The sequence below is a fragment of the Zarconia navalis LEGE 11467 genome (assembly GCF_015207075.1).
GTDB classification, from domain to species: domain Bacteria; phylum Cyanobacteriota; class Cyanobacteriia; order Cyanobacteriales; family Geitlerinemataceae; genus Zarconia; species Zarconia navalis.
Genome location: NZ_JADEXN010000148.1, coordinates 1 through 9827, shown reverse-complemented (window position 1 = coordinate 9827; position 9827 = coordinate 1). Strand labels below are relative to the sequence as shown.

General features: G+C 49.9%; 6 protein-coding genes and 1 pseudogene. 4 read left to right on the top strand and 3 right to left on the bottom strand.

The genetic code is table 11. The features are described 5' to 3' along the window. Positions 1-258, bottom strand: a pseudogene (locus tag IQ235_RS09885) (hypothetical protein); the annotation flags it as partial. 368 nt (positions 259-626) lie between these two features. Here IQ235_RS09885 and IQ235_RS09880 point away from each other — a divergent pair. The 3 genes from IQ235_RS09880 (at position 627) to IQ235_RS09870 (ending at position 3933) form a co-directional block, all read left to right on the top strand. Then, positions 627-941 carry a hypothetical protein gene (locus IQ235_RS09880; RefSeq protein WP_264321305.1) on the top strand — a complete coding sequence of 105 codons (315 nt, stop codon included), beginning with the start codon at positions 627-629 and terminating at the stop codon, positions 939-941. 243 nt (positions 942-1184) lie between these two features. Further along, positions 1185-2468: a M16 family metallopeptidase gene (locus IQ235_RS09875; protein WP_264321304.1), complete on the top strand. Its 1284-nt coding sequence runs from the start codon at positions 1185-1187 to the stop codon at positions 2466-2468. Positions 2469-2637: 169 nt separating this feature from the next. Further along, on the top strand, positions 2638-3933 hold the full coding sequence (locus IQ235_RS09870; RefSeq protein ID WP_264321303.1) for a M16 family metallopeptidase: 1296 nt from the start codon (positions 2638-2640) through the stop codon (positions 3931-3933). A gap of 296 nt (positions 3934-4229) precedes the next feature. Here the strand turns inward: IQ235_RS09870 and IQ235_RS09865 are convergent, their stop codons facing one another. Continuing rightward, positions 4230-5870: a tetratricopeptide repeat protein gene (locus IQ235_RS09865; RefSeq protein ID WP_264321302.1), complete on the bottom strand. Its 1641-nt coding sequence runs from the start codon at positions 5868-5870 to the stop codon at positions 4230-4232. Positions 5871-6340: 470 nt separating this feature from the next. Here IQ235_RS09865 and IQ235_RS09860 point away from each other — a divergent pair, with 470 nt between their 5' ends. Beyond that, positions 6341-9316, top strand: a complete 2976-nt coding sequence (locus tag IQ235_RS09860; RefSeq protein WP_264321301.1) for a CHAT domain-containing protein — start codon at positions 6341-6343, stop codon at positions 9314-9316. 316 nt (positions 9317-9632) lie between these two features. Here IQ235_RS09860 and IQ235_RS09855 read toward each other — a convergent pair. Continuing rightward, positions 9633-9827: hypothetical protein (locus tag IQ235_RS09855; protein WP_264321300.1), on the bottom strand; the 195-nt coding region annotated here is incomplete at its 5' end.

The window sequence follows — 9827 nt, the reverse complement described above, 5'->3', positions numbered from 1 at the left end:
GTTTATACGGGGCAGCGTCGGACAAATGGTGCCGTGCATGGCATCGTGAGGGGTGATAAACAACCCCGTGTGTAGGAACATCCTCACTAAGAAAATTGCCGCTATCCCCCAAATTGGGAAATTTGATAGATCCGCAGGTAACAGCCACACCAAGCTGCCGACCCACAATGTCAGGATAACTGAAGCACTAAAAATTCCGAGAATCGAATCGCGATGAGTTTGGAGTTGAGCTTCCATCGAAGCAATGGTGTTTGGCATCGGAGAATATCGTGATAATTTGGGTTTCTCTGCTGTTTTTTAGCTTTTTTGGCTTTATTAACATAGCTTTAGATTATTAATATAACTTTATAAAGTCTTCCTGAATAGACTGAGGCTTCTGACTCACTTCATCCATAAAGTTATGTCCGCACATATCAATTTTTGTTACGGGGGTCGGTTCGACTCCATCGAGCTTATCGCTTTGTCTAGTAAAGCTTATAGCCTCAAAGGTTTCCGAGCGCCTATAGCGATCGCTTGTTAAATCTTTTGTCAGGGTTATCCCCGATCGAGGTGAGTTGCGCTTCAATAATCACTACACCAAACCGATACGTTAGATATTTCGATCCTATTGTGGAAATTTAAGAACGATGAAGCGACCCTCACAGCTAGTTCGACTGATATTAGATTTTTATCGGGAGAACCCCACGGAGTTAGAGCAGCTCCAATCTCTCGAAAACGCTCAGGTTTTCCGGCGCTGGGGTGTGTGGTACATTCGCGTGTACGATCTCCAAAAAGCTGAAGCACTCTTGGACATTCGCTCTTTGCTCGAAGATCCGATCTTGCAACTGCGCCTGGCCCGAAAAATTAAGATTTTGGTCGGTCGAGATCTCTTTGCCCGATTTGCCGTCGGTTCGGACGAACCGATTACTCGCTCGACACAGCCGTTATCGCGCGATTGGTAGTATCGCGCGTGAAGAAGAGAAACAGCCCCGTCATGCAACGCGCTCTTCTACTAACGTTCTTGAAAAGAGACGCTTGTTAAGCGCGCGTCTGCTGCCAAACTTGTCTTTTAATTCACTCGAACCCGCACGCGAGGCGCGATATTCCTCTCTGGAAATCCTTGCGTTTGTATTAAAATATGCGCGGATCGATGACAATTCAGGGGATAATCTGAATACACATTCAAAACTGTAACGAGTTCAAGGTTGAAAGTTACTCGTCATTTCGATCGACATTCTATCTCCTCCCACTTTCGGGTCAAACGATTTCGGCGGGATGATGGGTTAGCCATCGTCCATCAATATTTGCCAGCCACCCCAGTGGCGATCGCCGATGTGTGGGTGCGCGCTGGAGCACTTGCCGAACCGGACGGTTGGTCGGGTATGGCACATTTTCTCGAACACGCGATCTTCAAAGGAACCGATCGTCTACCTCCGGGTGCTTTCGATCTGGAAATCGAAAATCGGGGTGGGACGACCAACGCAGCGACCAGCCACGACTACGCCCATTTTTTCATCGCGACAGCCGATCGATATTTCCAGGAGACCCTGCCCTATCTGGCGGAAATCTTGTTACACGCTTCCATTCCTGACGACGAATTTATCCGGGAGAGGGATGTCGTTCTCGAAGAGATTCGCCAAGCGAACGATAACCCCGATGGCGTGGCATTTGACGCGCTGATGGACACCATTTACCAGGTGCATCCCTACAAAAAACCAGTTTTGGGTGCAGTTGGCGAACTGCTCGAACGATCGCCTCAAGAAATGCGCAGTTTTCACCAAGCGCACTACCAACCCCAGAACATGACGGTTGTCATCACCGGTGGCATTCAAGAAGACTTAGCCCTAGAATCGATCGAGGACTGTTTTCGAGATTTTCCTTCACCCCCTTCCTGTCCCACCTCGCGCGTCGAAGCCGAACCACCGCTCGATTGCGTGCGCCGACGGGAATTGTATTTGCCCAGGCTAGAGCTGGCACGGTTAAATATGGCATGGATCGGACCGGGTATCGATGAGATTCATGATGCCTACGGACTCGATTTGCTGGCGATCGTGCTTGCGGGGGGTCGCTCGTCGCGCTTGGTTCGCCAACTGCGAGAAGAACGACAGTTCGTGCAGTGGATTACCGGAGATTTCTCCTTGCAGCGAGATTCGAGTTTATTGACCATCACAGCCGGACTCGAACCTGTTTATCTAAACACCGTTGAAGAGTTCGTCGTTCGGGCAGTCCATCAATTGCAAACAACCCCCATTTCCGAAGTCGAATTGGCTCGGGCAAAACGCCAACTGTGCAACGATTTTGCCTTTTCTACAGAAACCCCCGCTCAGCTTGCCGGTTTGTACGGATACTATCAAACTCTTGCAAACGCGGAGATAGCCACGCTCTATCCTCAGCGAATTCAAACATTTGAACCCGAAGAACTCCAGCAACTCGCCCGTCGGTACCTGCGTCGAGATTGTTACGCCATCACTATTGCCCAAGGAGAGTAGCCTGACGGGGAGAATTTAGAAGCGGACTTCAGAGTTCGGAGTTCTCAATTCTATAAGAGATGGGGAGAATCGCAACTCACCCATCGTTGGTTATCCATTGTCCATTCACTCTCCCTTGCTATCTCGACTTCCCCATCGTCGTTTCTTTCCATAGTGCTATAAAACCCCCATGACTTCGATCGCCAGGCCCACTTCCAGCGTCCGTAAAACAACTTTAAATAACGGGATTGCTGTCATCGCCGTTGAAAATCCCACCGCTGATATTATGGCGGCTCGCATCTTTTTCGGAGCTGGCAGCCGTCGGGAAAAACCCGATCGAGCCGGAGTGGCTCATTTGCTAGCGACGGTGATGACCAAAGGAACCGAGACTCGATCTTCAATGGAGATTGCCGAGCAAGTGGAATCCATGGGTGCCAGTTTGGGAACCGATACCGCCGCAGATTACTTCGTCCTCGGCTTGAAAACCGTGTCGGAGGATTTTGCCCAAATCTTGGCATTGGCGGCAGAAATCTTGCAACGACCGACATTCCCCGAATCGGAAGTCAAACTAGAGCAACGTTTGACCCTGCAAGCCATTCGCTCTCAAAAAGAGCAACCCATGTCAATCGCCTTCGCTCAACTGAGGCAATCGATGTATGCCGAACATCCTTACGCCCGATCGAGTCTGGGAACAGAAGCGAGCGTTTCCGAACTTACCCGAGACGATTTGCTCGACTACCATCAAACCTACTTTCGTCCGGATAATATGGCAATCGGCGTATCGGGTTGCTTGAACTCCTCAGAAGCGATCGCCCAAATCGAAAAAGTTTTCGGAGATTGGCAAGCTCCAGAAATCCCCTTACCTCCAGAGGAACTTCCTTCCATTGCCTCCCAACCGGGCTGTCAAATTACGACCCAAGAAACCCAACAGTCGATCGTCATGTTAGGCTATCTCGGGCCGTCGGTGTCCATGGGCGAATTCTTTGATGGAGTCTCGACGGATTACGCCAGCCTCAAGCTACTCGATACCTATTTGGGTAATGGGTTGTCCAGTCGCTTGTTTGTCGAACTGCGCGAAAAACGGGGATTGGCCTATGATGTCTCGGCATTTTTCCCTACCCGCCTCGATCGCTCTAACTTCGTTACTTACATGGGAACCGCGCCATCGAACACCCAAATTGCCTTGGAGGGATTGCGTGCCGAAGTCGAGCGACTGCGGGTGACACCGCTCACGCCCGAAGAACTGCAAGCCTCTAAAAATAAATTGTTGGGACAATACGCCCTGGGCAAACAAACCAACGCTCAACTGGCTCAGATTTATGGTTGGTATGAAATGATGGGTTTGGGCGTGGAGTTTGACGATCGATTTCCCGAAGCCATTGCGGCTCTCACCTCCCAAATCGCTCTTGAAACAGCCCAACGCTACTTCTTGGAACCTTATATTTCTTTAGTTGGACCCGAAAAGTTCGTCAGTGCGATCGCTTAAGCGATCGCAAAACAGAATATGGGGAAAAGGAGAAGCCATCGCCGATGGCCTCTCCTTTCGTTGGGTTGAGTCTCGTCACCTGCAACCGAGGTGTTTTTGCAGATTGCCCGATCTGTTGGGAGTTGATGGGGGAGCGATCGAACTGCTTAACTTTTCACCCGCGATACAAGTGATATCCATCATCAATCGCACCACGAGTCAACTCCCATCTCACATTTCCAAGCGAGATCGATCGTCGAATGACATTGAAATCTATTGAATGCTAAAAAGTTGTGACTTCGGCATCTGTCATCAAATCAGAAGCGCGAAACCCTCAATTCAATATCTGCGTGCGCCCAAGCTATCTCAAACCGCTGTCGAACTGCTGCCGCCTCCTCCATCGCCCCTTGAGATTCCAGGCTTTGCGCCAAACCGAACAGCGATCGACCGTTCTCGGGATTTTGGGCTAAATCCTCGCGGTAAATGGTTTCGGCTTCCGAAGCTCGTCCCTCTTCCAACAATGCAGCCCCTAGCGTATGGCGAGTGGGATAGTACCAAAACGGCGGTTCCATGTAGGGGATGGAATCTTGGAGTTCGACAGCGGTTTGGAATTCTTGGAGCATTTGGGAAGATTTCCCCTCTAACCCAGCCACTTCTCCCCTCAGAAGCGTATCTGCAATTTGGACGAGACTGGCAAATGGTACGGCATCATCGATTAATTCACCCGTATCGATCGTTGCGGCCAAACCCGTAGCCTCGGTACGAGCTTCATCGAGGTGTTCGAGACGGGCAAGCGCCAGCCCGCGAGCGTAGTGCCACATGGCGGTGGAATAGAAAAATTCCGACGGGGGCTGGGGTTCGTCGAGAATCGCTTCCCACTGTCCGAACTGAACGAGGGTAAACAGGGGTACGGGGAGAAACTGCTCTAAGAACGGTGCTGCCCGCACGGCTTCGGGTGAAACTTGCGCTACCAATTTGCGAGCCGCGTCGAGCGCCACTTGGCTGCGGCCCTCCATGCTGGCACCGAACCAGAGAAAATGAATATTGTGGGGATAGTACAGCCCTGGATAGATTCCTTTGGGCTTTTCGCGGGCAATATATGCTTCATCAATATCGATCGCCCGTTCGTTGACAACAGTCGCATCGTGATACCGCCCGATGCGGACGTAGATGTGAGAGGGCATATGAACTAGGTGTCCCGCATCCAGGTTCAAATCCCGCAAGCGATCGGCTGCTGACTCGGCTTTGTAGGGGTTTACGGCTTCCACGGCATGGATGTAGTAGTGATTTGCACCGGGGTGCGTGGGTTCGCGATCGAGTACCGATTCCAGAGCCGTTAGAATCTTTTGGGTTTCGGGTTTGGGCTGTCCGTCCTGCATCCAATAATCCCAAGGCATCGTATTCATTAGGGCTTCGGCGAATAGCGTCGCAGCATCTACGTCTTCGGGATAGCGTTGAGATAGGGCTTCCATGGCATGAGCGTAGGCAAGATCGAGGGCGGCACGATCGTCTTTTGCTTCGGGGGTATAGCGAATTGCCAAAGCACTCATGTAGTCTTGCTCGGCATCGCTGGTTCCTTCGGCGAGTTGGAGGGCTTTTTGGATGGTCTCATAAGCGGGTTCAACAGCTTGGGCATCCATGGGGGTGTTGATATTGGGGCCGAGAACCAATGCCATTCCCCAGTAACACATGGCGCAGTTTCGATCGGATTGGGTCGCTTTTTCAAATGCTTCCCATGCTTCGGCGTGGTTGAAGGCGAAGGCAAGAATTAAGCCGCGATCGAAATCTTTTTGAGCTTGAGGAGATGAGGTGGTGATGGGATGGTGGTGAGTTCCCAAGTGATTGGGAGTGGTAACAACAGCCGAACCGATGCCCAATACCGGACTGTGCAAGGAAACCAGAAGACCGATCGACAAACAGATGCCTGCGGAAATCAGCGCAAAAGCTATATATTTCACTGGGTATTTTGTCGAGAATTGCGATTTGAGTCGGGAAAGTTCAGAAAACTTTTTGAAGAATAATTTAAACATTTTAATTTTAATTAAAAATACCCTAAATTGTGAATAGCAATTTAGGGGTGAATTCACCTTTAACGATACTCAACATTCTCTAAATCGATCGCGAGTTGGGGTTAAATTTTAGGCTGAATGTGTATTGGGCGCTCAACCTCGATCGCGTTGCCGATCGTTCCGAATTTCGTCTCCGTTCCTCATTCCTCGCTCTTATATCGTTGATATTAGGCATGATTTCGTCGTTGTGGATTCATGATTTCCCGAATCGATCGAGCTAGGTAAATACTCGATCGAACAGACTTCAACGACCTGAATTTGAGGAAGATTGCCCACTTCACGTCCAGATCGGAAGTCTTCTCTAAAAACAAGTTAAAACTTATACTCTAAACTATCGGCAATTCAGAGGTGCGAGGACGATGAAATCGTTAGCGTGGAGTTGGGGACTGCTGCCACTATTGGTATTAACAAGCGTGGGATGGAGCGATCGAGCCATTGGGTCGGTATTACCGACCCAATCCACCTTCGAGGGAGAAATGTTCCTCGCCACCAACCAACGGGTAGGGAACAGCCGAGAACTCTACAAAACAGGTCAGTTTGCCGAAGCCGCCGAAATCTTGCAACAAGCCGCAGAAGCTTTCGCGGCACAAGGAAACAACCGCGATCGTGCCATTGCATTAAGCAATCTATCCTTGGCGTACCAGCAGTTGGGAGATTGGACTCCAGCGCAAGAGGCGATCGCCAACAGTCTCGAAGCGTTGGATGTTGTCGAAGGGAATACCAACCCGATTTTGGCTCAAATTTTACAGGTTCGCGCGCAGTTGGAATTGTCAACCGGACAAGCGAATCTGGCATTGGAAACCTGGAAAGAGGCCGCAGAGATTTACAAGGCACTCGACGACGACGGGGGACGATTTGCCAGCCAAATTAATCAAGCTCAGGCATTGCAGGCGTTGGGTTTCTACCGACGGGCGCTAAAGGTTCTCGCCCAGGTGAAAGAATCTTTGGCAGAGCGTCCCAATTCGGCACTCAAAGCACAGACCTTGTTGGCATTGGGCAATACCTTGCGAGTGGTGGGGAAGTTGGAACCCCCCGAACCCCCAGAAACAGAAATAATACAAGAGATCCAGAATCTGGACGGGACGATCGCACCCGTCGAAGTATCAGAAAACGCGATCGCAACCCCTCAATCGTCAGATGACGATCCAGACGACGACGAAGAGAATCTCAATGCCACCGAGATTTTATCAGAAAGTTTAGACATCGCCACTCGGTTGAACTTGCCCGAACTGCAAGCTAAAGCCCAGTTGAGTTTGGGGAATACCGCTCAATCTCTGGCGCAACGGGCAAAAGAGTCGAGCGATCGCTTCAGGAAAGATAGCCCGAATCGTAATAATGATGGTTCCGAAAAAGATTGGAGATACTATAACCAACGCTACATCGAGCAACTCGATCGAGCACTCTTAAAGTACCAGAGTGCCGCCAATCTATCGGGAATCGCCCCCCAAAACTGCATCAACGCCGATGGTAACTCGGGAGTTGACCCCCGAACCTGCATCGATGCCAAACTCAACACGCTGCGGCTGTTTATCGAAAATGGGGAGTGGGAAAAAACTGGAGAACTGATACCTAAACTTCAGACACAAATCGATCGACTGACACCAGGGAGGTTTTCGGCGAACGCGCGGGTAAATCTGGCGCAAAGCGCGATCGATATTTTCCAGTCTGACTCCTGGGGGGTGGATGAAGTTTCCTCAGCAGACATGGCAGCAGATATTGCTCGACAACTACAAGAAGCGGTTGGAGAAGCCCGCAGCCTGAAGGATCTTCGAGCTGAATCCTTCGCCTTGGGAACTTTGGGCAAACTTTACCAATTGACGGGACAGTTCGCGATCGCCCAAGAGGTGACGGAATTAGCGCTCAAACGTTCTCACGCGGTTCGAGCATCGTCGATTTCCTATCAGTGGCAGTGGCAGTTGGGACAATTGCTTGAGGTGCAAAACAAACCCGAAGAAGCGATCGCTCCCTACGCTGAAGCAGTTGCCACCTTGAAAACCTTGCGGGGGGATTTAGCGGCAATTTCGCCGGATTTACAGTTTTCCTTTCGGGACAGTATCGAACCGATCTATCGAGATTTTGTAGATGTGTTGCTGCAACACCAGGAAGGAGAACAGGTCTCCCCAGAAAATCTCAAACTCGCTCGCGATACGATCGAAGCCCTGCAACTGGCGGAGTTGGACAACTTTTTCCGGGAAGCCTGCATCGATGCAAAGCCTAAAGAGATTGATGATGTTGACCCCAAGGCAGCGGTGATTTATTCGATCGTTATCGGCGATCGTCTTGAAGTCATTGCGGCACTGCCAGATCCGACCCCAAAACCGACTAAAGAGGAAACGGGGGAAGAGGTAGAACCCATTCTGCTTCATGCAACGGAGACAATCGATCGCAAGACCCTCGACGATATCATTTTGACGGTGCAGGACAATACGCGAGGTGAGGTTGCGATCGTCCCAGTCTTTCCCGATGGGACACCTTCTCCAGAGCCATTGCAAGATTCCCCAGAACCATTTCAACCGATGTACGATTGGTTGATACGCCCCATCGAAGACGAACTTGCCGCGAGCCAAGTTGAAACTCTGGTGTTCGTCCTCGATGGGAAGCTGCGGAACGTGCCGATGTCGGTGTTGCACGACGGAGAACAGTATCTAATCGAAAAGTATGCGATCGCCCTGACACCGGGGTTGCAACTGCTGAGCGTCAACCCCATTCGAGAAGTCGGGTTAACGACACTAGCCGCAGGATTGAGCAATATGCCCGAAAAGTGGTTAGAAAAGTGGCAACCGTTAGATTGGGTAGATAATGAGTTAGAGGCGATTGGAGAACTCGTTCCCAGCCAACAGCTACTTGATGAAGGCTTTACGGCAACAAGCTTACAAAATAATATTACTGCAACTCCTTCGGCGATCGTCCATCTAGCCACCCACGGACAATTTAGCTCTAATGCTGAAGAAACCTATCTTCTGAGCTGGGATAAGTTAATCGATATTAATTTACTCAACCGCTTACTGCAATCGCGCGATGGACGCAAAACGGCGATCGAACTTTTGGTACTCAGTGCTTGCCAAACCGCAGTCGGAGACGATCGAGCAGCGTTAGGACTTGCTGGGGTTGCCGTTCGCGCCGGAGCGCGAAGTACGGTGGCGTCCCTATGGTTCGTTGACGATAAGTCTACAGCGCAACTAATGACGCGATTTTACGAAGAACTGAAGACTTCTGGAATTAGTAAAGCCGAAGCCCTGCGGAATGCCCAACTGAGTTTGCTCGATGGAGAGAATGTCCAATTTCAACACCCCGCTCACTGGGCGGCTTTCGTTTTGGTCGGCAACTGGCAGTAGGTGGGTCTAAAATTTCTAAGCTATCCGCATTTGTGTCAATTCAGACCGACACAAGATTGATTCAGGCTAAATGATAGATGCGATCGGGGTTTCTGCTAAGGGTTTCTACCCTGGCAATATAGGCGTTGCGTCATTTCTAAAATTACCTTCCCCGATCGCAACCTCAATATTTTTCACAATCTGTTACATTTCATGATTTCTATCTCAGTTGTTAATTTTCTATAATCACTACCTGAAAAGGGTTTTAGAATTTAGAACAATTTATAATCCTCAATGTCATAAGTAAAAGCTATGAGAGTGATACTATTATCCAATCTCATATTGGTTTACAAAAAGCAACAATGCCGTTAATGTAGTTATAGAAGGCAAGCAAACACAGCCTGTCCTTCAAGAACCTTGAAAAATAAATAACCATACAGCAATCATGACAACCACCATTCAGCAGCGCGAAAGCGCCAATGTGTGGGATCGGTTCTGCAACTGGATCACCTCCACCGAAAACCGGATTTAT

Excerpts from the sequence above, each read along its gene's own strand:
- IQ235_RS09880 (WP_264321305.1), top strand. The coding sequence starts at position 627 with ATGAAGCGACCCTCACAGCTAGTTCGACTGATATTAGATTTTTATCGG.
- IQ235_RS09860 (WP_264321301.1), top strand. The coding sequence starts at position 6,341 with ATGAAATCGTTAGCGTGGAGTTGGGGACTGCTGCCACTATTGGTATTA.
- IQ235_RS09870 (WP_264321303.1), top strand. The coding sequence starts at position 2,638 with ATGACTTCGATCGCCAGGCCCACTTCCAGCGTCCGTAAAACAACTTTA.